17 protein-coding genes are annotated in these 24940 nt (G+C 63.3%); 14 read left to right on the top strand and 3 right to left on the bottom strand.

Going from position 1 to position 24940, the window contains the following annotated elements:
• From ACM42_RS18355 to fhuB, 4 genes are all read left to right on the top strand, one after another.
• Positions 1-4215 (top strand): amino acid adenylation domain-containing protein (locus ACM42_RS18355; RefSeq protein WP_271529265.1); only part of this gene is annotated, 4215 nt, incomplete at its 5' end.
• Between the two features lie 4 nt (positions 4216-4219).
• A complete protein-coding gene (locus ACM42_RS18350) occupies positions 4220-5200 on the top strand; it encodes an alpha/beta hydrolase (RefSeq protein WP_271529264.1) in 981 nt (326 codons plus the stop codon).
• Positions 5201-5265: 65 nt separating this feature from the next.
• The gene (locus tag ACM42_RS18345; protein ID WP_271529263.1) at positions 5266-6198 is read left to right on the top strand and encodes an ABC transporter substrate-binding protein; all 933 of its coding nucleotides are present in this window, start codon (positions 5266-5268) and stop codon (positions 6196-6198) included.
• Complete coding sequence (gene fhuB / locus ACM42_RS18340) at positions 6185-8191, top strand: Fe(3+)-hydroxamate ABC transporter permease FhuB (protein WP_271529262.1); 2007 nt, start codon at positions 6185-6187, stop codon at positions 8189-8191. The genes ACM42_RS18345 and fhuB overlap by 14 nt, the downstream gene beginning before the upstream one ends.
• 21 nt (positions 8192-8212) lie before the next feature.
• Here fhuB and ACM42_RS18335 read toward each other — a convergent pair whose 3' ends face one another.
• Positions 8213-9067, bottom strand: coding sequence for an ATP-binding cassette domain-containing protein (locus tag ACM42_RS18335; RefSeq protein ID WP_271529261.1), 855 nt, complete (start codon positions 9065-9067; stop codon positions 8213-8215).
• Positions 9064-10125, bottom strand: a complete 1062-nt coding sequence (locus tag ACM42_RS18330; RefSeq protein ID WP_271529260.1) for a siderophore-interacting protein — start codon at positions 10123-10125, stop codon at positions 9064-9066. Before ACM42_RS18330 ends, ACM42_RS18335 begins: the two co-directional genes overlap by 4 nt.
• 304 nt (positions 10126-10429) lie before the next feature.
• Between ACM42_RS18330 and ACM42_RS18325 the strand changes: the two genes are divergently transcribed.
• The 3 genes from ACM42_RS18325 to ACM42_RS18315 all read left to right on the top strand — a co-directional run bounded on the left by ACM42_RS18325 (position 10430) and on the right by ACM42_RS18315 (position 14690).
• Complete coding sequence (locus ACM42_RS18325) at positions 10430-12127, top strand: cyclic peptide export ABC transporter (protein WP_271529259.1); 1698 nt, start codon at positions 10430-10432, stop codon at positions 12125-12127.
• A 180-nt stretch (positions 12128-12307) separates the two neighbouring features.
• Complete coding sequence (locus ACM42_RS18320) at positions 12308-13369, top strand: GNAT family N-acetyltransferase (protein WP_271529258.1); 1062 nt, start codon at positions 12308-12310, stop codon at positions 13367-13369.
• A gap of 22 nt (positions 13370-13391) precedes the next feature.
• Positions 13392-14690, top strand: coding sequence for a lysine N(6)-hydroxylase/L-ornithine N(5)-oxygenase family protein (locus ACM42_RS18315; protein WP_271529257.1), 1299 nt, complete (start codon positions 13392-13394; stop codon positions 14688-14690).
• Between the two features lie 867 nt (positions 14691-15557).
• Here the strand turns inward: ACM42_RS18315 and ACM42_RS18310 are convergent.
• On the bottom strand, positions 15558-15881 hold the full coding sequence (locus ACM42_RS18310; protein ID WP_271529256.1) for an MBL fold metallo-hydrolase: 324 nt from the start codon (positions 15879-15881) through the stop codon (positions 15558-15560).
• A gap of 583 nt (positions 15882-16464) precedes the next feature.
• On the opposite strand from ACM42_RS18310, the gene ACM42_RS18305 reads away from it, so the two are divergent.
• From ACM42_RS18305 to ACM42_RS18275, 7 genes are all read left to right on the top strand, one after another.
• Positions 16465-18048, top strand: coding sequence for an ABC transporter substrate-binding protein (locus ACM42_RS18305; RefSeq protein WP_271529255.1), 1584 nt, complete (start codon positions 16465-16467; stop codon positions 18046-18048).
• 70 nt (positions 18049-18118) lie between these two features.
• Entirely contained in the window at positions 18119-19099 is a 981-nt protein-coding gene (locus ACM42_RS18300; protein WP_271529254.1) for an ABC transporter permease, read from the top strand.
• The gene (locus ACM42_RS18295; RefSeq protein WP_271529253.1) at positions 19099-20019 is read left to right on the top strand and encodes an ABC transporter permease; all 921 of its coding nucleotides are present in this window, start codon (positions 19099-19101) and stop codon (positions 20017-20019) included. Before ACM42_RS18300 ends, ACM42_RS18295 begins: the two co-directional genes overlap by 1 nt.
• Positions 20016-21860, top strand: a complete 1845-nt coding sequence (locus ACM42_RS18290; protein WP_271529252.1) for an ABC transporter ATP-binding protein — start codon at positions 20016-20018, stop codon at positions 21858-21860. The genes ACM42_RS18295 and ACM42_RS18290 overlap by 4 nt, the downstream gene beginning before the upstream one ends.
• 22 nt (positions 21861-21882) lie before the next feature.
• Complete coding sequence (locus tag ACM42_RS18285; protein WP_271529251.1) at positions 21883-22689, top strand: DeoR/GlpR family DNA-binding transcription regulator; 807 nt, start codon at positions 21883-21885, stop codon at positions 22687-22689.
• On the top strand, positions 22682-23962 hold the full coding sequence (locus ACM42_RS18280; RefSeq protein WP_271529250.1) for a Zn-dependent hydrolase: 1281 nt from the start codon (positions 22682-22684) through the stop codon (positions 23960-23962). The genes ACM42_RS18285 and ACM42_RS18280 overlap by 8 nt, the downstream gene beginning before the upstream one ends.
• A complete protein-coding gene (locus tag ACM42_RS18275; protein ID WP_271529249.1) occupies positions 23959-24924 on the top strand; it encodes a phosphotransferase in 966 nt (321 codons plus the stop codon). Before ACM42_RS18280 ends, ACM42_RS18275 begins: the two co-directional genes overlap by 4 nt.
• Positions 24925-24940 lie beyond the last annotated feature (16 nt).

Here is a 24940-nt window from a genome sequence, read left to right as displayed (position 1 = left end):
TCGCTGCAAATGGTGAGCCGCGCGCGCCGCGAAGGCGTGCTCATCGAGCCACGCGACGTGTTCCGGCATCAGACCATCGAGGCGCTGATCGCATCGTCCCGCGGTGTCGACCTCGACAGGGACACCCCGGCATCGGAGCGCGGTTCGTTTGCGGGACTCTCGGTCGAGCAGCTCGAACGGCTCGGTCTCGACTGGGACCGCATCGAGGACGTCTATCCGCTGTCGCCGATGCAGCAGGGCATGCTGTTTCACAGCTTGCGCGATGCCGGCAGCGGCGTCTATGTCAACCAGGTCAGCGTCGAGATCCGGGGCCTCGATCCGGAACGGCTCGGCAGAGCGTGGCGCGAGGTCAGCGCACGTCACCAGATGCTTCGGACCGGATTCCTGTGGCGGGAGCTCTCCGGCTCTCCCTTGCAAGTCGTCTATTGCGATGCCATCGCTCCGTTCGAGCAGGACGACTGGCGCGGGCAGGCGGTCAGTGATGAACGGATTGCGGCTGCCCTTGCCGATGAGCGTGCCGCCGAGTTCGATCTCCAGGCGCCGCCGCTCCAGCGGGTGCGCCTGCTGCAGCTCCAGGACGACCTGTACCGACTGATCTGGACCTATCATCACATCCTGATGGATGGCTGGAGCTCGGCGAGGTTCGTCGGAGACGTCCTGGAGTGTTATTACGGCGGGACCCCCGCCGCGAATGCGACGCGCTACCGCGACTACATCGACTGGCTGCTGGCGCAGGATACAAAGGCAGCCGAAGGCTTCTGGCGCGAGCAGCTCAAAAGCTTCGGCCAGCCGACGCAGCTCGCCGACGCCTTCGGCGCGCGCCGCCATCAGGCATCGGGCCACGAACGCTGTTACACTCGTCTAGGAGAGAGGGCGACCGCGAAGCTGAAGGCGTTCGCGCGTCGCGAGCGAGTCACGCTGAACACCATCGTCCAAGGCGTGTGGGCGCTGCTGCTGCAGCGCTATACGGGCCAGAACACCGTGACGTTCGGCGTGACAGTGGCCGGTCGTCCGGCTGGTCTCGACGGATCGCAGCAGATGCTCGGGCTCTTCATCAATACGCTGCCCGTGATCGAAACGCTTCCGCCCGCCAGCACCATCGGAGAATGGCTGCGCGCGCTCCAGGACCGGAATTCGGCGATCCGGGACTACGAGCACACGCCGCTCTACGACATCCAGGGCTGGGCCGGCCGCGCCGGCCAGACGATGTTCGACAGCATCATCGTCTTCGAGAACTATCCGATCGAACGCAGCATGCATCGCGGCGACGGCGCTTTGCAATTCAGCGGTCTGAAGAATGTCGATGTAACCAACTATCCGATGGATCTGTCGGTGCTCGTCGAAGATGTGCTCCAGGTCGAATACACCTATATGCCGAGCCATTTCACGGCCGCACAGGCGGCGCAGATCAAGGCGCAGTTCGAGCATCTGCTAGCGGCTTTGACGCGGGACGCAACGGCTCTGCTCGGCAACCTTGATCCTGTCACGGAGCTCGACGCCGCGCTGGCAGATCGTTGCAATCGGAATGCCACGGCGAGTGCTCAGCTGCCGCTGGTGCATGAGGCGATCAGCAGTCATGCGCAGCGTCATCCGGAGCGGACGGCATTGACCATAGGCAGCACGGTGCTCTCGTTCGGGGACCTCGAACGCAGGGCCAACCGTCTGGCCCATCATCTGATCGCCCGCGGGCTCAAACCCGAGCAACGCATCGGCGTGGTCGTCGAGCGAACCGAATCCACGATGATCGCACTGCTGGCTGTCCTCAAGGCCGGTGGAGCTTACGTTCCGATCGATCCCGAGCTTCCATCGGAGCGGCGTGCGTTCGTCATGCGCGATGCGGAGATCGCGTTCCTGTTGACGGCACAGCTCAGCATCGAGGACAGCCCGGATGGTGTCGAACGGATCTCGCTATCCACGTTCGATTTCGGCGCAGGACCCGACCATCCGCCGCAACCTGACCTGCATCCTGAAAATCTTGCCTATCTGATCTACACCTCGGGCTCGACGGGGACACCAAAGGGTGTCGCTGTCGCCCATGGGCCGCTCGCGATGCACTGTCACGTCACGGGCGGTCTCTACGAGATCGACGAAAGCTCGTGCGAGCTGCATTTCCTGTCGCTAGCCTTTGATGGCGCTCATGAGCGCTGGTTGACGGTTCTGTCGCACGGCGCGCGGCTGCTGATGCGTGACGCCGAATTGTGGACGCCGGAGCAGACGGTCGAAAACCTGCACGCCCATTGCGTCAGCCATATCGGATTGCCGCCGGCCTACCTCCAGCAGGTCGCGGAATGCGTCGAGCAGAACGGCAACCCGCCGCCGGTCAAGCTCTATTCGTTCGGCGGTGAGGCAATGCCGAAGGCTGGGTTCGACAAGGTCAGGCGCGTTCTCAAGCCCCGTATCCTGATCAATGGCTACGGCCCGACCGAAACCGTGGTCACGCCGCTGGTCTGGAAAGTCGACGGGGCGGGCGAATGCGACACGCCCTATGCGCCGATCGGCGTTCCGGTCGGTGACCGCCGCGCTTACATTCTCGATGGCGCACTCGACATCATTCCGGCGGGTGTCGCCGGCGAACTCTATTTGGGCGGCTTCGGGCTGGCGCGCGGCTATCACGCTAAGGCCGGCATGACTGCGGAGCGCTTCGTGCCTGATCCGTTCTCGACGGTGCCGGGCGCCCGGCTGTACCGCACCGGCGATCTGGCGCGATGGCGCAATGACGGGACCATCGAATATCTCGGGCGTAGCGATGATCAGGTCAAGGTCAACGGCTTCCGGATCGAGCTCGGAGAGATCCAGACTTCTCTGCTCCGTCACGTGACGATCGCGCAGGCGGCGGTGGTGGCGGTCCCAAATGCGGCCGGAAATCAGCTCATCGCCTACGTCTCGCCGAAGGCGGCAGGCGACGCCGCGCCCGGTGCGGCCGAGGGTCTGATCGAGCGCTTGACCGACTTCCTGAGGCGGATCCTGCCGGCCTATATGGTGCCGGCTCGCATCATGGTGCTGGATCGGCTGCCGACATTGTCGAGCGGCAAGATCGACCGTCGTGCGTTACCGGCTCCCGATGCGTCGATACGCAGCTTCGTTGCGCCGCAAGGTCCGGCAGAGATAGCGATGGCTCACCTGTGGTCCGAAATTCTGAACGTGCCGCAGGTCGGCGTCACCGACAATTTCTTCGAGCTCGGCGGCAATTCGATCCTGTGTCTCAAGGTCGTGGCGCGGCTCCGCCAGGACAAGGCGTTCGGGATCGAGATCAAGCTGCGCGATTTGCTTCAGAAGCCGACGATCCGTGCGCTGATCGCCGGGAGCGCCGCTACGGGCGCTGCCGGCACTGCCGCACCGTCGGCGCTGCTACCGATGAATGCTGCGGTTGCCGGCGTCAATCCCGTGTTCTGTTTGCACGGTGGCTTCGGCACGGTCTTCGACTATGGGCTGCTGGCGCGCCGCCTCGAAGGGTATCGGCAGGTGGTTGGGTTGCAGTCGAGAATGTTGGTCGATCCAACCTGGACCGACAGCTCGCTCGAAGCGATGGCCATGGACTATGCGGCCGAGATCAGGCGGATGCAGCCGCGCGGCCCCTACAGCCTCGTCGGCTGGTCGCTGGGAGGGCTGCTGGCCGGTCTCGTTGCGGCCGAGCTCGAACGCAGCGGTGAGCGGGTCGAACGTCTTGCCATGGTCGACAGCTTCGTGCCGCGGCAGCCGGACGGATCGAGCCGGCCGGAAGCGATCGCCCACTGGGCGGATGATCTCGCTGGATTGCTGTCGGTGGTTCTTCCGGCCGCTGCGGCCTCTCGGATCAAGGCGCAAGTCGGGGCAGCGAAGCGTGCTGACTTGCCGGAGACTCCTGAGAGCATTCGCGATCTGGTCGCGGCCGTCGTAGAGAAGGGCGGGAGCGTGAGGGCAGATGATGCGTCGCTAGGCGCGGACGATTTGTCCGCCGCCTTCGCTGTCGGACGACATCTCAACAGGCTGGCGCAGAACACCACGCTGCCGCGCGGTCTCGAAGCCACGCCGCTCTGCTGGTGGACGTCGGCTCGTCTGGCGCAGCGCGGTCGGCTGGAACTGCAGTTGCCGAAGGCGACCGATCGCGGCGTCGCAGGCCACAACCATTTCACGATCCTGAAGGAGGCCGGCCTTCTCGATGAGATCTGCGATCTGCTCGTGCCGGCGTCGGCATCGACGATCGCACAAGATACCGTTCCGGAACCGGCGGAGTAAGCCCTTGAGCCTTGATCCTGATATTGCAGCATTGCTCGAGATGATTCGGGCCGGCGCCGAAAGCGGCGCGCGAACTCCGTTTCCGCAACTGACCGCCGCGCAGGCGCGGGCCGATTTCGATGCATCCTCGCCGCTGCTCGATGTCGATCCGCCGGCGCTCCCTCACGAGCGCCGCCTCTCGCTGCCGACGCGGGATGGCGCGGTGATCGAGGCGCGGCTCTATGCGAGCGAGGCGCCGAGCGATCGCCTTCCGATGCCGGTACTTCTGTATATGCATGGCGGCGGCTTCGTCGTCGGCAGCCTAGATTCGCATCAGCCATTGTGCCGCGGCCTCGCCGAGGACAGTGGCGCGGCCGTGCTGTCGGTCGGCTACAGGCTTGCGCCGGAACACAAATTTCCGACGGCTCTCGAGGATGCGGTCGATGCGCTGACCTGGATTGGCCGCGAGGGCCGAGCAATAGGGCTCGACGGCCGCCGCGTTGCCGTCGGTGGCGATAGCGCCGGCGGGACGCTTGCCGCCGCTCTCGCGATCGAGGCGAAGACAAACAAGGACCTTCCGCAGCCAGTGCTTCAGGTTCTCGCCTATCCCGGCCTCAGCTCGCGGCAGACCTCCTCGTCCTATGAACGATATGGTACCGGCCATCTCCTGGAACGCAGCACCGTCGACTGGTTCTTCCGGCAATATCTGCGCGATGAGTCAGATCGCGACGATTGGCGCTTTGCACCGCTCGCCGCGAGGGATTTGTCGGGCCTCGCTCCCGCATTCATCGTCCTCGCCGAGTTCGATCCTCTGGTGGATGAAGGGCGCGACTATGCGGTGCGGTTGGCGGCGGCCGGCGTTCCGGTGGATCTGCGCGTCTATCCCGGCATGATCCATGAATTCCTGCGCATGGGGAATGTCGTGGCCGATGCCTTGCAAGCGAGGGCGGCGATCGGGCAGGCGCTGGCCAATGCATTTCGTTCCGGTGGCGAAAGGGCAGCTTGATGTGGAAACGCGGCGCGAACGAGGGTATGTCATGACTGTCATTGTCCTCTCCTGAACTGCATTCCATGAGCACGTTCGTCCCAGACCACAGGCTGTCCCGCCGCGCGCTTCTCCGCGCGGGCGCGGCAATCGGAGGCACGGCGCTCGCGGGTGCAACGCCGATGGCATTTGCCCAAACCAGCGGATCGCCAGCCGGGCCCCGGATCGCCGCGCTGGGCTGGGCCTGTGCCCAGACGATACTGGCGCTCGGTGTCGTGCCGTTGGTCATTCCGGAGATCGAGCGCTATGGCCGACTCGTGGTCGAGCCGGCTGTCCCGCCCGGCGTTCAGGAGATCGGCCTGCGTTCGGAGCCCAATCTCGAGCTGGTGCAGAGCTTCGCGCCTGAGATCATCATCATTGATCCCAGCATCGCGGCTGTCGTACCCCGGCTCAAGCTGATCGCGCCGGTCGAAATGTTCACGATCTTCAGACCCGGCGGGCATCCCCTCGATACGGCACGACGTTCGACGATGGAGCTTGCGAAGCGTCTCGGGGTGCAGGGGGCCTGCGAAGCCTATTTCGCGCGCTTCGATGTTGCCATGGCTGGCTACCGCGAGCGGCTTCGCGATCGCGGCGGCAAGCCGCTCTATCTCGTCAGCGAGATCGCGCGTAACCGCGCGCTCGTGTTCGGTCCGAACAGCCTCTATCAGGAGGTGCTCGACCAGTTCGGATTGAAGAATGCCTGGACCGGACAGAGCGGCCCATGGGGATATACCAGCGTAGGGCTCGAAGTGCTCGCCGCGGTACCGGATGCGCGGCTGGTCCTGATGACCTCGCGGGTCGCCGACGTCGAGGCCTTGCTGAAGGCTAGCCCGGTGCTGCGGACCCTGCCGTCGCTTCGGTCGCATAGGCTCACGATCCTGGACAATCAGTTCTTCTATGGTGGCGTGCCGGCGGCCGAGCGTTTCGCTCGTCTTCTCGCCGAACGGTTGCCGCGGGAAAGCCATGAGCAAGGTTGACGCGCTGCCGGCCCGATCCGGTTTCGAAATGCATCCGGCGATGCTGATCGGGTTGTTGGTAGCGGCCGCGGCCGCGCTCACCTGGCGGAACCTGTCTGGATATCTGCCGGCGAGCGCCTGGCTGCCTGTGTTGTGGCGGCCCGAGATCACCGATCCGCAACAGATGCTTGTGCACTACACGGTGTTTCCGCGCATCGCAGTGGCGCTGCTGGCCGGCGCAGCTCTCGGCCTCGCCGGCGCCGTCTGTCAGCAGGTGCTGCGCAATCCGCTCGCTGAACCGAGCACTCTCGGTGTCCTGAACGGCGCGTATCTCGCGCTGACTGTGACAACCCTCTGGGCGCCGTCGCTGCTTGCCTTTGGCCGGGAGTGGATTGCGCTGTTCGGCGGGTTCGCCGCGTTCCTCTGCGTGTTCGGGCTGACCTGGAAACGTGCGCTGTCGCCCGTCGTCCTGGTGCTCGCGGGACTGATCGTCAGTTATTACTGCGCCGTGACCACCCAGGCGCTGGTGCTGCTCAACCACGAATATCTGATCGGGCTGTTCATCTGGGGTGCGGGTTTCCTCAATCAGCAGGACTGGAGCAACGTCACGTTCCTGGCGCCGCGGCTCCTGATATCGATCGTCCTGATCGCGGTGATGGTTCGCCCGCTGACCCTGCTCGGTTTTGACGACGAGACCGCGCGCAATCTGGGCCTTGGATTGACGCGAGCGCGGATCTTCGCGCTCATCATTGCGATCGCGCTCAGCGCTTCGGTCGTCAGCGTGGTCGGCGTCATGGGATTCGTGGGTTTGTCCGCGCCTGCCATCGTCATGCTGTCGGGCGCGCGTCGCTTTCGCGACCGCCTGATCTGGGCGCCTCTTTGCGGCGCCCTGCTGCTGTGGCTGACGGATCAACTCGTGCTGTTGATTCCGACCGGCTATCGCGAAATGCCGGCCGGTGCGGTGACGGCCCTGATCGGCGCGCCAATGTTGCTCCTGCTGCTGCCACGGCTGCGGGCTACCATGCCGATGGGAAATCTCACGCCATCCGCTCCGCCACGTCTCGATCACCCCTGGCGCGTGATCCTGTTCGCTCTTGTCTTGCTGCTGCTCGTCGTCTGGATCGCACTCGCCCTTGGCGTCGGCGCCGACGGCTGGCGCTGGAGTGGCCTGTCGGGCTTGCAGGAATTCTGGCCGTGGCGCGGGCCGCGCGTGGTGTCGGCGCTGGCCGCAGGCGCGACGCTGGCGGTCGCCGGCACGCTGCTGCAACGGATGACCGGCAATCCGATGGCCGCGCCGGAGGTCATGGGCATCAGCTATGGCGCGGCGATGGGCGTGATCGTTCTGCTCTATCTCTTTCCCGCGCACACGCGGTGGGCGCAGATTGCGGCGGCCGGCATCGGCGCCTTCATCGTGCTGGCGCTGGTGCTGCTGTTCAGCCGGCGGTCCGAGTTCAGTCCGGAGCGCGTGCTCCTGGCCGGGGTCGCCATGAGCGCGGCGTTCGGCGCGATCGTCGCCATGGCGCTGGCGACGGGCGATCCGCGGATCGGCACGCTGCTGTCGTTGCTGACCGGGTCGCTTTACCAGATCGGTCCGGCCGAGGCCGCGGTCCTCGCTGCGGCGGCGCTCGTTCTGCTGATCATGGTGCCGCTGCTGTCGCGCTGGCTCGACATCCTGCCGCTCGGAGCGACGGCCGCGCGTTCGATCGGCATCTCGCTGGCGAGAAGCCGCATCATCATCATGCTGCTCACGGCATTGTTGACCGCGACGGCGACGCTGATGGTGGGTCTTCTGAGCCTGGTTGGCTTCATCGCGCCGCACATGGCGCGGATGATGGGCGCGCAGCGCGCGCTGCATCAGGCGGCGCTGGCCGCATTGATCGGCGCGATTCTGATGGTCACGGCAGATTGGGCCGGACGCATGGTGATATTTCCGTTCCAGATGCCCGCCGGTATCTTCGCCATGATGCTCGCCGGACCCTACCTCATCTGGCTGCTGCGGCCGCAGCGGCGATGACTGCGGTCCAAGCGATGCCGCTTACCGCGCGAAGCTGATGAGATGGCCGTGATCCGGCGACGGCATCACGCCCATCGGGATGCCGTAGATGGTTTCGAGCTCGGCGGGCGTCATGATCTTTTCCGGCTTGCCGCGGGCAATCAGCTTCCCGGAGTGGAGCGCGATGATCTCGTCGCAAAAGCGGGCGGCCATGTTGACGTCGTGAAGCACGACGACCACGCCGAGATTGCGCTCGCGGGCGAGCTGCCTGACCAGCGACAGCACCTCGATCTGATGGGCGATGTCCAGCGCCGAGGTCGGCTCGTCGAGCAGGAGGCACTCGGCATCCTGCGCCACCAGCATGGCGATCCAGGCCCGCTGACGCTCGCCGCCGGACAACGTATCGACCAGGCGGTCCGCGAATGGCTCGATATGGGTCAACGCCATGGCGCTTTCGACCTTCTTGCGGTCGATCTCGCTGAACCGGCCGAGCGCGCCGTGCCAGGGATAGCGGCCGAGTGCGACCAGCTCCTTGACCAGCATGCCGGCGGCGGGCGGCGTCTGCTGCGGCAGGTAGGCGACCTTGCGGGCATAGTCCCGATCGCTCCAGGCGCTTAGCGCGCGACCCTCGAAACGAATCATTCCCGACGAGCTTGGCTGCTGGCGCGACAACAATTTCAGCAAAGTCGACTTGCCGGAGCCGTTATGCCCGATCAGTCCGACGACGCTGCGCGCGGGAAGGGACAAGGTGAGCGGTTCGAGCAGCGCGCGCCCAGCCACCGCGAAGCCGACCTGGTCGAGCTCGAACAACGAGGTGGGTACATTTTGTAAGGCCTGCGTGGTGCTGGTCGGCGCGGCGAGCGTGCTTTTGTCCGTCTGCGCGTTTTGGAACGTCATGGTTGGCGCAGGCTCCAATAGGCGACGGCCAGATGCTGATCGCGGGAGAGCTTTCGCTCGTCGCGCAAATGGTTTCGCAGGGCCTTTAGCGCCTGCGCCTCACACGCGACCCAGGCGAAGACCTCGCCATTGTCGGGCCATTGCACGGCCTTGACGGCGTCGACCAGGAGCTGCGTCGTTCCGGCCGGACGGCCCGCGCGATGCAGCCAGCGGATTGCTATGCCGCCTGGCGCGGCCAGCGGAATTTCCCCGTCTCGATCGGCGACCTCGATGAAGACCTCGCCCGTCGCCGTCGCCGGCAGCGTCTCGAGAATTCGCGCGATGGCGGGCAGGGCGGTTTCGTCGCCAGCCAGCAGCAACCAGCGTGCCGGTCGAATACCTCGGCCGAGCGGACCGGCCATGCCGCAGATGGCGCCGGCCTTTGCGTTGACGGCGAAGGCCGAGCCTGGTCCGGCATGATCATGAACCACGAAATCGATATCGATCTCGCGGGTCTGCAAGTCGATGCGGCGGATCGTGTAATAGCGGGTCACGGGCCTGCGGTCGGGCTCCGGCCAAAGGATACGTCCGTCCGGCGCCGGCCACGGCCATTCTGGCTTGGCGAGGCCGTCGGGCGGGAAGTACAGCCGCACGTGCAACTCGTCGTCGTTCACGAAACGGGCGATGTCGTCGCCGGTGAAGGTCAGCCGCCGCATGTGCGGCGTCAGGGTGATCGCGGCCTTCAGCCGCACCTCGCGGAAGTTGGCGAGCGTGCCGCTGTTGGACTCATGACCGGACCAGACGATGGTCGGGGCAATGTCGCCCGCGAACTCGATCACATGCGAGGCGACGACCGAGCGCAGCATCTCCAGATTGCCCTTGTCGTCGGCCTCGACGCGGATCTTGAGCACTTCGGCCTCGACGGCAAGGGAACTGGTGCCGAACGGCAGTTTCGCCACCATGAGGCCGCCGCGGTCCTCGAAGGCGATGTCATGCTCGGCCAGATGATCGATCATCCGAGCAGCGAGACCGGCGGCATCGGGAAGCGCGATGCGGGTTTCGGAGATAAGCGGGTCCAAAGTCATTCTCCATCGGGCCTGTCCGATGCTGGCCTGCAAGTGCTTCGATGTCCGGATGTCGCGGCCCGGCACGGCGTTGGATCAAATTCCTGCTCGCTCGCCGGCTGCGCTGCAAAAGCGGTACTACCCGCATCATATTAAAGGCATTGGCGATCCCAAATTAGAATCCATCGAAGGAGCCGACGAAATAAGCGCTGGAAGAGCGGTGCTGCCATCATGTATTCGCATCACATCGGCACGGCTTGTTCTGATCGCGACGGACCGTATAGGTTCGCTTCAGGTCTCCTCCAGCGCGGCTCTCATCATGAACTCACGAAGCGGCCTGATGGCGCAGATTCAGCACCTCCTGCGGCCTTACTGGCCGCTCGTGCTCGGCGGCATCGTTCTGGGTCTGGTTGGCGGCGCCAGCGTCGCGGCGTTGCTCGCGGTCGTCAATCACGGGCTCTATGCCACGCAGGGCGACGTCATCACGCTGCTGCTCGCGTTTGCCGGCCTGTGCGTCCTGATCCTGATCGGGTCCATCGGCGCCGATGTCAGCGCCAACTACGTCGGACAGCGGATCATCGCCGAGCTTCGCAAGTCGCTGGCCGCCAAAATCCTGGCCGCGCCCATCGATCAGCTCGAAATCTACCGGACCCATCGCCTGATCCCGGTTCTCACGCAGGACGTCGACACGATCAGCGATTTCGCGTTCTTCTTTTCGTCCTTTTTTGTGTCGCTCGTGATCGCGCTCGGCTGCATGGTTTACCTGGCGGTGTTGTCCTGGCCGCTGTTCCTGATCACCGGGGCCGTCATCGTTCTGGGGTCGCTGGCGCATGGCTATGCAAGGACGCGAGGCGTTCACGGCTTCAACGTGGCGCGCGATTCGGAGGATCAACTGCACAAGCAGTATCGGGCGATCGCCGAGGGTGCCAAGGAGCTGCGTCTCAATCGCGTCCGGCGTTGGCGCGTCTATGTCGAGCAACTCCAGCAGACCGTCGACCGGATCAGCTCGGTGCAGATCAGGTCGATCAATCTGTTCGTGACGGCGCGGGCGTTCGGCACGATGCTGTTCTTTGTCGTGATCGGCGTGGCGCTGACCTTGCGTCCGTTCCTTTGGCCCGACAGCCCTGCCGCAGTGTCCAGTGGCTTCGTGCTGGTCCTGCTCTACATGCGCGGACCCATTGATCAGGTCATCGGTATCCTGCCGGCGCTAGGCCGCGCCCAGGTCGCGATGCGCCGCATTGCGGAGCTCTCGGAGCGGTTCTCGACCCCCGAGCACAATCTGCTGGCCACTGCTCCCGCTCCGCCGGGCAAGACTACGATCGAATCGATCGAGCTCCGCGGCGTAACCTATGCCTTTCGCGCTGTGCCGGGCAGTGCCCCCTTTGTCCTTGGGCCGGTTGATCTGCTTGTCCAGCAGGGAGAGATCGTCTTCATCGTGGGGCAGAATGGAAGCGGAAAGACGACTCTCATCAAGCTGTTGCTGGGCCTATATGCTCCTCATGGCGGCACGGTGCTTCGCGACGGCTCGCCCGTCCTGACGGAGACGCGGGACGACTACCGCCAGCTCTTCACGACTATCTTTTCCGACTACTATCTGTTCGAGGATCTCATACGTGGAGAGGGCGTGGTTCCCGATGTCGCGGAGCGCTACCTCCAGCGGTTGGAGGTCGCGCACAAGGTCTCCGTCGAGAACGGCGTGTTCACGACGACGGACCTGTCGACCGGACAGCGCAAGCGATTGGCCTTGATGAATGCATGGCTCGAGGAAAGACCCGTTCTCGTGTTCGACGAGTGGGCCGCGGATCAGGATCCGGCCTTCCGGCACATCTTCTACACGGAGCTGCTGCCGGATCTGAAGCATCTCGGAAAGACCATCATCGTGATTTCCCACGATGATCGCTATTTCGGGATCGCGGATCATCTGGTGCGGCTGTGCGACGGCAAGATCGTCGCAAGTGAGGCGAAGGCTGATAACGTCGCTGAGGTTTCCGCAGTTCCGACCAGCGCGCCACTTTAGATCTATTGTGGCGAAGTGCCGGTGCCTTTCTGTCGCATGTAAAACGATAACATGCGATCCGTTTTGCGACAGGTTGTCAGATTTGTAGAGAATCTAATCTGCGTGTGCGCGCATTTCTTGTCAGCCTGTAGGCGAGTGATTTACACCACGCGTCAACGATGATCGAGATGCGAGGGCCGGATGAACAAGGCTTCGGATTCCGGGACCGGACCTCGTGCGTTTCCGGTCGGCCCGTACTCCGCTCTGACGGTTTTCCAGGAAGGCGATCGCCTTCGCGTCGTTGCCGACGACGTAACGGCATTGGAACTGCGTCTTCGGGATCGCGTGGATCACCTCGAGGTCTTGAAGGCGTCGAAGGACAGTCAGCTTGCGGCACGGGCCGTGTCGGCGGCCGCCGAAGCGCTGTTTGCTTGGTGGCCGGGCGCTGATCGGATCGTTCTCGGTCTCGCTGATGGAGCGTCGCTTGCACGGGAATTGATGGATAGCGGCCTTGCCTTCATGTCCGAGGGACAATTGGTGTTGCTTCCCGAACTGGTCATGCAGCGACGGGACAATTGGCTGATGAACCCTGGACGACCGCCATTTCCGCAACTCCACGTCATGACGGACGGGCGTCGGCACCCGCGGCGCGCCGCAAAGCCGACGGGAAAAGTATATGGCCGGTTCATCCCCTGGCTGTCGCAGGTCATCTCGTTTCGCGTGGCCGCTCTCGAGAATGATCTCCATCTGTTGCATCGCTGGATGAATGACCACCGCGTCGATGCGTTCTGGAACGAGGCGGGCGATCTCGACAAGCATCGACGCTATCTGGCCGGCATCCTGGCCGATCCTCATATGCTGCCGCTGATAGGCTGCTTCGGTGATCAGCCGTTTGGCTATTTCGAGCTGTACTGGGCCAAGGAAAATCGGATCGCGCCGTTCTATGATGCCGGGGACTACGATCGGGGATGGCACGTGGTCGTGGGCGAGGACGCTTTTCGCGGCCGTCGTTATATCAGCGCGTGGCTGCCCTCGCTGATGCACTACATGTTCCTCGACGATTGCCGTACGCAGCGGATCGTGGGGGAGCCGGCGGCGGCGCATTCCCAGCAGCTTCGCAATCTGGAACGCTCGGGGTTCGCCAAGATCAAGAATTTCGACTTTCCTCACAAACGGGCGACCCTGGTGATGCTGTTGCGCGAACGCTTCTTCGCTGATCGGCTCTGGCTTCCGGCTGATGCCGGCCCAGCGGTCTCGTCCTAAAGCGCAAGCGGAGTGCGGCTTCATGTCCCATCAACTTGCGATCGAGCACGACGTCATCGGCGTTGGATTCGGGCCCTCCAACCTCGCGCTCGCCATCGCATTGGACGAATGCGCGAAGCGATCGCGCCTGAAATGCGCGCCTCTGTTCGTGGAGAAGCAGCCCCACTTCACCTGGCATGGCGGCATGCTGCTCCCAGGCAGCGACATGCAGATATCGTTTCTGAAGGATCTGGTCTCCTTGCGCGATCCGACCAGTCCCTTCACCTTCGTGAACTATCTGCACAAGCGTGGTCGCTTGCTGGATTTCATCAATTGCCGGACGTTCCATCCGAGCCGGGTCGAGTTCAATGATTACCTTCAGTGGGTGGCGAGCCATTTCAAGCCGCAAGCTGCTTACGGCGAAACCATCGTTGCCATCGAGCCGGTGACGGCCGGTCAGACAGTGACGTCATTGCGGGTGCATTCACGATCGCTGGGCGGCGGAGAGACCGTGCGCCTTGCCCGAAATCTCGTGGTCGCGGTGGGAGGGCAGCCCTATGTCCCGCAGGTGTTTGCCAAGGCCGCTGACGACCGCAGGCTGCTGCATTCCAGCCGCTATCTCGACCTGATCGACCGCGTCGTCCCGCGCGGTCGGGCCGTGCGCGTAGCCATCGTCGGCGGCGGACAAAGCGCGACCGAGGTGACGGTCGACCTCCATGGCCGATGTCCCCAGGCGCACATCGATCTGATCTTCCGCGGCCATGCCTTGAAGCCGTCCGACAGCAGCCCTTTCGTCAACGAGATCTTCAACCCCGATTATACCAATTTTGTCTACGCGCAGCCTGCCGAGCGGCGGGACGCGATCGTCCGCAACTTCCGGAATACGAACTACGCCGTGGTCGATTCCGACTTGCTGGACCAACTGTATCGGCTGCTCTACCAGCAGCGTGTCGGTGGCGACGAGAGGATCGTGCTGCATCCGCGCAGCGAGATCACGGCTGTGGACGCGGGACCGGACGGTATCGATATCGGCGTGGTCGACAACTTCCGTGGCGAAAGCCGTCGGTCGACCTATGACGTTGTCGTCCTGGCGACGGGATACGACAGGGAAACGCCGCACAGGTTTCTCGAGCCGATCCGTTGCTACATTCGCGCTGCGACGCTGGATCGCAACTATAGGCTCGTGACCAGCCCGGCGTTCCGGCCGCAGATCCACCTCCAGGGCTACTCGGAGTCCTCCCACGGTTTGAGCGATACGCTGCTTTCGGTTCTTGCCGTGCGTTCCCAGGAGATTGCGGAGTCACTGCTCTCGACCATATCGCGGCGGGAACTCATCGCTTAACCCGAGGTGATGACGCGCCATTGCTCTGCCGGACCAAGCGCATCCGGCACGGCAAGCACGGCCGGCGGTGGACCCCGCATCGACGATCAATGTGTGCGGTGAGGAGCCGATAGCGCATTTGCAATTGGTCTGCATTCCGCCAGCAGCTGCCTCGTCTTCCATTCGCGATGTCCGCAGGACGCAACCTGGCCTGTTCCGATATTGATTTGGAGCGGCCTCGATCTAGAACTTGTCTAATCGAGATCAACCAGGGGGTGTGCAACGGGGACAACGTCGAACGGCTCTGCTAGAAATGTTCTTAGAATGATCTTTGGAATGTTTGTAGGTTCGGGTGGAACTGACCGTGAGGAAAGCCTTCGCTCTCAAGCAAAGCCAGAGTCCTTTGCCGGAGCGGATCGCAGTCATATTGGTCCACAGCCCACTTGCGGCGTTGATCGGCAGGGAGCCGTCAACGCGCATGAACTATCTCCTCGAAATTGCGTCGCTCCATACCAGGGCCGAACTCCTTGCGCAGCCGGGGTTGGGACGCACGGGCGTGCGCCGGATCGAGAAGTGGATGGCCTTTCACGGGCATCGCATGCGCGACGTCAACGAGAGTCTCGATAGCGTCATCTGCCGTTTTGCATTCCAACGCTCTTCGGAGCGGAAGAGTCGTCGTCGTTGTCCCTCATCGGCAACCACCTTGGTACAAGAGCGATCGCGCGAAGCAGCTCCGTAAAATCGCTGGTAGCTGTCCAGGTGTATATTCATTCCTGAACGTCCACCAAGGTGAAGCGCAGGGGGCGGTCGAACTACATGACAGACGATTGCTGCGCAAGACACCCATCGCGCCGCCAAGATCACACTTCCTGCCCCATTCACGATGAGTCAGCAGGCCAACGAGGCGCGATCGCCCCCGAACATCGGCTGGAGGAATTTGCGGGCTTCACTCTCGTTTTTGGCGTCGAGCCAGTTATCGAGGTCCCTCTGGTTGACCCTTATGGTCGCATTCGGAAGCGCGGGCCTCCCTTGGGGCGCGATGCCGCCGACGTGATCTGCATGAATATGCGTCAAATAGATCTCGTCGATCTGCTCGGGCCTGTATCCGGACGCGTGCAGATTTCCAGGAGGTGCCCACAACACGCGCCATAGAGGCTGCCGGCGCCGCTGTCGATCAGTATGAGCTGTCTCCCGTGTTGACCAAGAACGCATTGATCGAGCCATCGACGGGAGCTGCGAGATCGGAGGCGGCAAGCACGGCATCCGCTCTGCCGGGATGGCTTTCCGAGAGCTTCAGAGGGCGCGCACCCTCGGATCGTTCACGGCTTCGGCCATGGCTCTGTGCATCGCCGTTCTGAATCAGGCCGAGGATGTTCGGCAGGAGCTGGAGGCCGAGCGGAACCTGCTCTGCGATAAAGTCGGCGTATGGCCGGCGATGTTGCGGTAGGGAACGTGCGTGAGATCGGTGCCCGTGAGCTGCTCGAAATAGACGGCCGACAAATGCTGCGAGGAGCCGACGGCACGCGGTCGGACATCTATCAGTTTGCGGCAGGCCCGCCTTCCTGCGGCATGAGAAGGCAGCCCATTGATCACGCATTGCATGCGCCATAGGCGCGCTTGTTTCGCCAGACGGCACATTATTGCGCAGGCCTCGCTCCCGCGAGAGGCACTCTGCCAGAGAACCGGTCAAAAACCACAAATTTTGGTGCAAAAAGTCGCAAATCTCCTGCTGGCACGGCCCGTGCATGACCGTTTTGACCGATTTGCCGGCTGTTCTGAAAGAAGGGGAGTATCGATGCATTCGAAATTTGACCGCCGCCAGCTTCTAAAAGGTGCGGCAGCAGCCGCAGTTGCTGCGGGTTACACGCAGATCAATCCAGACTTCTTCATCTCGGCTGCGCGCGCTCAAGCCGGCAAGACGCTGACTTTCCTGTCGGCCGAGAACATCACCGGCAACTGGGACCCGACCGCCCACACGACGCTATCACAGAAGAACATCGAAGGCTTCGTGATGGGCTTCCTGACCCGGACACCGATGAAGCTCGATAATCCGGGCGAGGTCGTCTACGAACTCGCCACCGACATCAAGCTGCTCGATCCCAACCGCCTGCAGATCAAGCTGCGCGAGGGAGTGGTGTTCCACGACGGCAAGCCGTTCAAGGCAGAGGATGTGAAGGCCACATTCGAATACGGATCGAAGGCCGATCGTCCGGCGCAATGGTATCCCGGCCCCAGCGAAACACTCAAGATCGAGACCCCCGACGACTACACCGTGATCGTCGATACGTCGAAGGGTGGCTATCCCGCGCATCTCTTCATGTTCCTTGCGGCCTTCCTGCCGATCATGTCGGCAAAGGACATCGCGGGCGGTCCTGGCGGCGTGCTGTCGCAAAGACTGAACGGCACCGGCCCCTTCAAGTTCGTCGAGCAGCGCGGCAACGATACCGTGATGAAGGCGTTCGATGGCTACTTCAAGGGCAAGCCTGCCATCGCTGGAATCAATTTCGTCTTCACCGGCGACAGCACGACACGTATGCTCTCGCTGATGAACGGCCAGGCCTCGATCGTCGAGCGGCTGGAGCCCGAGCAGGTCGACACCCTCAAGGGTAATTCCAACATCCACATCAACCGGGTGGTGTCCGTCGAGAACAAATACCTTTGGTTCCGCTGCTCCAAGCCGCCCTTCAATGATCCGCGCATCCGTCTCGCGGCGTGCCACGCTATCAACCGCGACCTCATCCTGGAGGTGCTGGGTTCGGCCGGCCATGCTTCGTCGAACTTCGTCTCTCCAGTGAAGTTCGGCTATGTCGATCTTCAGAACTATCCGAAGTTCGATCCGAAGAAGTGCCAGGCCTTGCTCGCGGAAGCCGGCTTTCCGAACGGCAAGGGGCTGCCCCCGCTGGAGTACATCACCTCGGTGGGCTTCTATCCCAAGACCAAGGAATACGGCGAGATCATCACCGCGATGTTGAACGAGCAGGGCTTCAATGTCAGCCTGACGGTGCTGGAGCCGGCGGCCTGGAACGAGCGGCTGTATCATCGCCCGGGCGGCGGTCCGGGCCATATGGTCGACTGCGGATGGTCGACCGGTTCGCCAGAGCCGGACCTGATTCTGCGCACGCATTTCCACTCGTCGTCGCACCGTATCTGCGGCATCGAGGATCCGGCCATCGATGCCAGCCTCGACAAGGAGCGCAGTGCCCCCACGCTGGAGGAGCGCAAGAAGATCCTGCAGACCGAGACGATGCCTTTGCTCGCATCGAAAATGCCGGCGCTCTCGCTATTCACGTCCGTGATGATTCACGCGATGCAGAAGGACTTCGCGGGCCTCTATATTTATCCGGATGGATCGATGGACGCATCCAAGCCCATCGCCTGATCATGGATCGCAGCCGCGTACCGCATTCCTGCGGTGCGCGGTTGCGTGCGCTGCTTACGGAGCCCTGAAAATGTTCGTCCTGAACTTCCTGATGCGCCGAATGGCTCAGGGCATCTTGATCATCTTCCTCGTCTCGCTGCTGATCTTCACGCTGCTGAGGGTCGTGCCGGGGGATCCTGTGCGCTTGATGGCGGGCGGAATGGCCCCGGAGGCTCTGATCGAGAAGATCGCGACCGACATGGGATTGCGCGACCCGATCGTCGTCCAGTTCGGCCGGTACATGGCGGGAGTCGTACGAGGCGATCTCGGTCAATCATTCGTGCGGCCCGCCAACGGTGCGGCTACGGGAGGCGCAACCTTCAACGACTCGACGAGGGGTGAACGCGCAAAGGTCCTGAGCCTCATCGTGGAGGCCCTTCCCATGACCCTGCAGCTCGCAGCAGTGACACTGGTGTTTGCACTGGTCTTTTCTGCCGTGGTGGGAATCGCCGGCGGTCTCGCGATCGGCCGATGGCCGGATAAGCTCGCGTTCTACATCTCCTCCATTTTCATCTCGCTACCGAACTTCTGGCTCGGTATCGTTCTGGCGCTGCTGTTCTCCGTCAAGCTCGGTTGGTTGCCTGCCATTGGCTACAAGGGATTTGCCTACACCATCCTTCCGGCGATCGTGCTCGCGGTCGAACTGTCGCCGGTTCTGATACGTACCCTCGTCAGCTCGGTGTCGGGCCAGATGACCGAGCCCTATGTGGCGGTGGGGCAGGTGCGCGGGCTCAGCCGCACCCGCATCATCGCCAACCACGCACTGCGCAATGCGTCGGTGCCGCTACTCAATCTGCTGGGAATCCAGTTTTCGAGCCTGCTCGGTGGGGTCATCATCGTCGAGTACATCTTCGACTATCCGGGTCTCGGGCTATTGACCATCAATGCGGTGCTCCAGCGTGACTTTCCGTTGATCCAGGGGATTGCCATCGTCACCAGCGCCATATTCGTGCTGATCAACATCGTCGTCGATCTCATCGCCACCACCATGGATCCGAGGCTCGAATACTGATGTCCGTCGCAACCGCCGCGGCCGTGCCGCTCGTGCACAAGCCGGCCCAACGCTCGATCGTCCGGCGCATCTTCGACAAGGCGGCCTCGACTCCGGGATTCCGCGTGGGTCTCGGCATCTTCGTCGTCCTGGCCTTCGCCACCGCGCTCTATCCCGAGCTGAGCGGTATTGATCCGACGAAGATGGACGTGAAGGCCCGCCTGTTGCCGCCGGTTCTTCTCGGAAGCAATTGGAGCTGGGTTCATCCGCTCGGTACCGATCAGATCGGCCGTGACATGTTGGTGCGATCGCTCGTCGGCTTGCGCTACTCGCTTCTGATCGGCGTAGCGTCCGTCATCGTCATGCTGGCGATCGGATGTGCGCTGGGTACGATCGCTGGCTATTTCGGCGGGCGCACCGACGCGGTCATCATGCGCCTGACCGATGCGCAACTCTCGATCCCCATGATCATCCTCGCCATTTCCGTGCTGGGTGTCTCGCGCCCCACCATCCCTGCGATCGTTCTGGTTCTCGGGATTTCCAACTGGCCCGTCTATGCGCGCATCATGCGCAGCATCGTGATGACCGAGCGGCAGCGCGAATATGTTCGTGCCGCGAAAATCGGCGGTTCGACCGACCTTCGGATCATCCTGACCCTGCTGCTTCCCCTGCTGCTTCCGCCGGTGCTGTTCACCTCCGTCCTTGACGTGGCGCGGATGATGATCTTCGAGTCGACGCTCGGATTTCTCGGGCTCGGCGTGCAGCCGCCTACACCGACATTCGGCAACATCATCGCGGATGGGCGCAAGTACCTGCTGAACGCATGGTGGATCGCCACCATGCCAGGCCTGTTTCTCGGACTTACCCTGACCAGCATCAACCTGATCGGCGCCTCGCTCGAACGCGCGCGGAATACGATCCATGGGGGAGCGGAAGCATGACGCAGCCACTTCTCGCGCTCAGGAACCTCACCATCGCGGCCGGTCGCGCAGCGTCTGCAAGAACCATCCTCGACGGTGTCTCGTTGAACTTGGCGCCGCGGGAGATCGTGGGCGTGGTGGGCGCCAGCGGCTCGGGCAAGACCGTGCTCTCGAAGGCCGTCGTCAACTGGCTGGAGCCTCCGCTGACCAAGCGGTCCGGCGAGGTGCTGTTCGAGGGGCGCGACATCTACGCGTTACGCGGCGTGGACATGCGTCTCCTGCGGCAGCGGATCTCCTATGTCGGCGCCAACCCAATGGGAGCGCTCGATCCCACTCTGCCCGTCGGCGCGCAGATCGTCGAGAAGATGCGCGCCGTCGTGCCAGGGGTGTCGCGGCGGGTTGCCGAAAGCCGTGTCATCGAGCTGCTGGAGGCCGTGCGGATTCCCTCGGCGCGCAGCCGTTTTCACGATTATCCCTCGCAATTCTCCGGCGGCATGATGCAGCGTGCCCTGATCGTGGACGCGCTGGTGACAAACCCCGCGCTCCTCGTGGCGGACAACGTCACGCAACCGCTGGACGTCACGGTCGCGGCGCAGGTCATCCGCCTGATGAGGGAGTTGACGGCGACTTTCGACACGGCCGTCCTTTTTGTTTCATCCTCGCTGCCGGTCGCGCGCGAAGCCTGCACGCGCATCCTGGTGATGGACGAAGGCCGCATCGTCGAGGAGCAGTCGAGCGAGGATCTGGTGGCGCGGCCCGTCTATCCCTACACCCGCGAGCTCGTACGGCAGACGCCGAAGATCTGGGGCGATGGGGCCGCCGCAGCGTCCGATCGGAACGATCGTCGCGAGGTTGTGCTCAGTCTGCGCGACGCCTCGCAAGTCTACAAGGTCAGGAAGAAGACCGGATTCGGCGGAGTCGATCTGGTCCGCGCCGTCCGTAACGTCACCTTCGACATACGTCGCGGTGACAGCTTCGCCATCGTCGGCGAATCCGGCTGTGGAAAGTCGACCCTGATGCGGCTGCTATGCAGGCTCGAGCTTCCGAGCTCGGGGCAGATCATCTGTGCGGACAAGGACATCGCAACGCTCAAGGGGAGGGCGCTGCTCGAGTTTCGGAGCAAGCTCCAGATGGTGCTGCAGGATCCCTTCGGCTCGCTTCCGCCGCGGACGTCGATCGGCAAGATGCTCGAGGATCCCCTGCGCACGCATGGCAGGCGCGACAAGGTTGCGATCCGCGAGCGGGTCCTCAAGGTCATGGCAGAGGTGGGCCTGCCTGCCGAGCTCTACGAGGAGCTTCCGCTCGGCCTGAGCGCAGGACAGCGCCAGCGCATCAACATCGCCCGTGCCCTCGTGCTCGAGCCGGAAATCCTGATCATGGACGAAACACTTTCGGCGCTGGATCAGGCCGAGCAATTCAAGCTCCTCGACCTGTTCGACAAGCTCCAGAAGGAGTACGACCTCACCTATATCTTCATCTCGCACGATCTTGCGATGGTCCGGAAAGCGTGCAATCGGGTCGCGGTGATGTATCTCGGCGAGGTCTTCGAACTCGCCGATAACGAGCGCCTGTTCTTCGATCCCGGACATCCCTATACGAAGGCGCTGTTGAGCGCGATGCCGACGCTCGAGCAGCGTCGCTACAATCCTGAGGAGTGCCTGCTGGAGGGAGAACCGCCGAGCCCCCTCGATATCCCCGACGGCTGCAGTTTCAGATCGCGTTGCCCGCAGGCCCTGAACAAATGCGGCAGGCTCCAGCCGACCCTCACGGTCCGCTCGCGGCAGGATTTCGCTGCCTGCCACCTCGTCCTGCCGCCGACTGCGACCGGTGTCCTCGGCCAAGCCAGTCCAACCGCGGTATGAGGCAAGTGGTGAAAGCGGACTCGTGCCAGAAGGCGGCCGCAAGTGCCGTGACATGCAGGGAATGTCCATGAGTTTTACGGAACAGCGACTTGAGTTGATCCGGGATTTGCTGCGCCAGCATCAGCGGGTCCACGTGAAGGATCTGGTGGATCAGCTCAAGGTCAGCCAAGAATCGATCCGACGCGACCTCAGGGAGCTTGAGACCGAAGGGTTCGCTCGCCGCGTGTACGGTGGCGCCGTGCTCGACCGCCAGGAAAGCGACCAGCCCTTTGCCGACCGTCTGCGGGTCGGCGCGAGAGAAAAGGGGCGGATTGGCGAGGCGGCGGCGGCCCTGGTCAAGGACGGCATGAAGATCTTCGTCGACGAGGGCACGACCGCGCTTGCGTGCCTGAAGCACCTCGACAATCGCAAGGATCTCACGATCGTGAGCAACTCGCTCGCGGTCGCGGCCCATTTCTACTACGCATCGACGCCGAGCGTCCGCGTGCTCGGGGGGCGGCTGCGGCCGGATTATCAGGCAACTTTCGGTCCCGAAACGGTTGCGGCGATGAAGGAGCATTTCTTCGATCTCGCGATCATCGCGATCAGCGCCGTTCATGCCGAGCGCGGCTTCATGGACTACGGCGAAGACGAAGCCATCATCCGCCGCGTCGCGCGTGCGCAGGCGAAGCGTTCGGTCATCGTCGCGGACAGTTCCAAGTTCGGTCGTCTCGGCTCGATTCACACCTTCGGCCTGCAGGACGTGCATGCCGTCATCACCGGTGGCGCCCTGACCAGGGACTTCACCGAACAGTTCAACAAATCCCATGTGGACATCATCTATGCCTGACGTCTCCTCCGCCCGCGCTCCCATCGATCCATCGCGCCTTCAGGCCATGATGGATGAGCTTTCGGCCTTCGGCGGCGGGCCCGATGGATCCATGACGCGGCTTGCTCTTTCGAAGGAGGACGGGGCTGCCCGCGACTGGCTCGGCCGCTGGTTCGCCAGGAACGGCTTCGCGCAATCGGTGGACGTGATCGGCAATCAGTTCGGCACCCTCTCGGTGGCCGGAGCCAACGCGCCGGTCGTCATGGTCGGTTCTCACCTCGACAGCCAGCCGAACGGCGGCCGCTTCGACGGCGCGCTCGGCGTGGCGTCTGCGTGCGAGGCGGTGCTGGCCGTGGCGGAAAAGCTGAAGGCGGAAAAAAAGCTGCCCGTCTGCAATTTCCAGGTCGTGAATTGGACCAACGAGGAGGGGGCGCGCTTCCAGCCGAGCCTTCTGGGCAGCAGCTTGTTTGCAGGGGCGATCGAGCGCGAATGGGCTCTCGATCGCAAGGACGGGAGCGGCGTCAGCGTGCGCGACTGCCTCGCGGCGATCGGGTATGCCGGCACGGACAACGTGGCACGGCCGAGCGTGCTGCTCGAGCTTCACATCGAGGGCGACAAGGAACTTTTCGAGGCGGGGGAACGATTCGGAATCTTCACCAGGTATTGGGGGGCGACCAAATATCGTGTCGCCTTCCTCGGACGGCAGGCTCACACCGGTCCGACGCCGATGGCGCAGCGCAAGGACGCCGTGCTGGGGGCTGCCTACCTCATTGCGGATTTGAGGCAGATCGCCGGCGAACACGGCCTCGATCTCCACACCTCCGTCGGACGTCTCGAGGTGTTTCCGAACTCGCCCAACACGGTCCCCTCCGAGGCTGTTCTGTTCATCGAGTTGCGTTCGGGGTCGCCGGAGATTCTGGCCGAGGCCGAACGCAAGATGAAGCTGCGGATGGAAGCCGCAGCGGCGAACGCCGGCGTTTCATTCGAAGTGAGGTCGATCGATCGCCGCAACGCAGGCCGATTCTCGCAAGGACTGGTAGCGCTTGCCGAGCGAGCGGCGGCAAGCTTCGGCGAGACGGCACGTCACCTCGATACGATCGGCGGTCACGATGCGGTGGCCCTGTCCGCCGTCTGTCCCTCGGTCGTTCTTGCGGTTCGTTCGCGCGACGGTGTGATCCACCATCCGACCGAATTCACGAGCGCGGAAGACCAGGCATTCGGTACCCAGGTGCTTGCCGACATGCTCTATGCGCTGGCGAGCGAAGGCCTCGCAGCGATCGAGGCTGCCGCATGAAAGCGCTGGGTCATCCGGAAACGGCCATGGAAGCGCGGGTCGAACGCGCGATCGGGAATCTGCCGGTCGTCGACGCGACCAGGGCGGTTTACGCAGTGTCTGCGTTTCCTGTGGCTTCGCCGTCCTATCATGCGGTCGAGTCGACCAGTTTCGACGTCGGACCGAGCGGTCATGAGCCGGAGTTCTTCCTTCGGCTCGCGAACGACGAGATCGCCGAGTTGGTGGACGACGACGTCGCTTTTGCCGCCGCGAAGCGGATTCACGAACTGGGGCTCTCGCCCCTGCCGGTTGGTCGCGCACCGGCCGAGAGGGCGGTGTTGTTCACGCGGCTCGGGAGCGGCTGGAGGACGGCGAAGATCGATGATCTGATGCAGCAGGACGCGGTCACGCGGCTCGTCGCCATGCAGAAGACGATTGCCGCCGGGGAGAAGTTCGGACGCCCCTGGTCCGTGTTCGATGGCATCGACCATCTTTGGTCCTTGATTTCGAACACGAGCGCCGTCCTTCCCGGCGACCTCGGCTGGATGCTGGCCTGGATGACCTCGATACGCGATGCGGTGTCGGCGGCCGGTGTCGACTTGAGGCCGGCGCATGGCGACCCGCACTCCTCCAACGTGATGCTCGGTCCGGACGGCGCCACGATGCTGGTTGACTTCGATATGGCCGGCGACATCGATCCCTATTATCAACTCGCAGTTCAGATGAACGAACTCTATCAGTTCGAGAGCCAGATGAGGCCGCTTCTGGAAATGCATGACGGCCAGTTCAGCGAAAAGGCGTTCAGCCGATGCCGGCTCTATGCAGCCGCCGACGATCTCTACTGGGCCCTCCGAAGCCTGTTGCAGGATGTGCGGTCGCCGATTCAGGGATTGGAGTTCCTGAAATACGCGTCGTGGCGATTTCTTCGATGCCGGATGCTGCTTGGTCACCCCGGCTTCGAAGAGCGGTTGCGGTCTCTCTAGCGAAGGTGGGCGGAAT

This window comes from Bradyrhizobium sp. CCBAU 25338, assembly GCF_028128965.1.
GTDB classification, from domain to species: Bacteria; Pseudomonadota; Alphaproteobacteria; order Rhizobiales; family Xanthobacteraceae; genus Bradyrhizobium; species Bradyrhizobium liaoningense.
This window is presented reverse-complemented; position numbering and strand designations above follow the sequence as displayed.

Bases quoted from the DNA above. Each gene is read 5' to 3' on its own strand.
- ACM42_RS18275 (WP_271529249.1), top strand. From the start codon at position 23,959: ATGAAAGCGCTGGGTCATCCGGAAACGGCCATGGAAGCGCGGGTCGAA.
- ACM42_RS18325 (WP_271529259.1), top strand. From the start codon at position 10,430: ATGAACTCACGAAGCGGCCTGATGGCGCAGATTCAGCACCTCCTGCGG.
- ACM42_RS18290 (WP_271529252.1), top strand. From the start codon at position 20,016: ATGACGCAGCCACTTCTCGCGCTCAGGAACCTCACCATCGCGGCCGGT.
- ACM42_RS18280 (WP_271529250.1), top strand. From the start codon at position 22,682: ATGCCTGACGTCTCCTCCGCCCGCGCTCCCATCGATCCATCGCGCCTT.
- ACM42_RS18310 (WP_271529256.1), bottom strand. From the start codon at position 15,881: ATGCGTTCTTGGTCAACACGGGAGACAGCTCATACTGATCGACAGCGG.
- ACM42_RS18305 (WP_271529255.1), top strand. From the start codon at position 16,465: ATGCATTCGAAATTTGACCGCCGCCAGCTTCTAAAAGGTGCGGCAGCA.
- ACM42_RS18300 (WP_271529254.1), top strand. From the start codon at position 18,119: ATGTTCGTCCTGAACTTCCTGATGCGCCGAATGGCTCAGGGCATCTTG.
- ACM42_RS18345 (WP_271529263.1), top strand. From the start codon at position 5,266: ATGAGCACGTTCGTCCCAGACCACAGGCTGTCCCGCCGCGCGCTTCTC.
- fhuB (WP_271529262.1), top strand. From the start codon at position 6,185: ATGAGCAAGGTTGACGCGCTGCCGGCCCGATCCGGTTTCGAAATGCAT.
- ACM42_RS18315 (WP_271529257.1), top strand. From the start codon at position 13,392: ATGTCCCATCAACTTGCGATCGAGCACGACGTCATCGGCGTTGGATTC.
- ACM42_RS18320 (WP_271529258.1), top strand. From the start codon at position 12,308: ATGAACAAGGCTTCGGATTCCGGGACCGGACCTCGTGCGTTTCCGGTC.
- ACM42_RS18295 (WP_271529253.1), top strand. From the start codon at position 19,099: ATGTCCGTCGCAACCGCCGCGGCCGTGCCGCTCGTGCACAAGCCGGCC.
- ACM42_RS18335 (WP_271529261.1), bottom strand. From the start codon at position 9,067: ATGACGTTCCAAAACGCGCAGACGGACAAAAGCACGCTCGCCGCGCCG.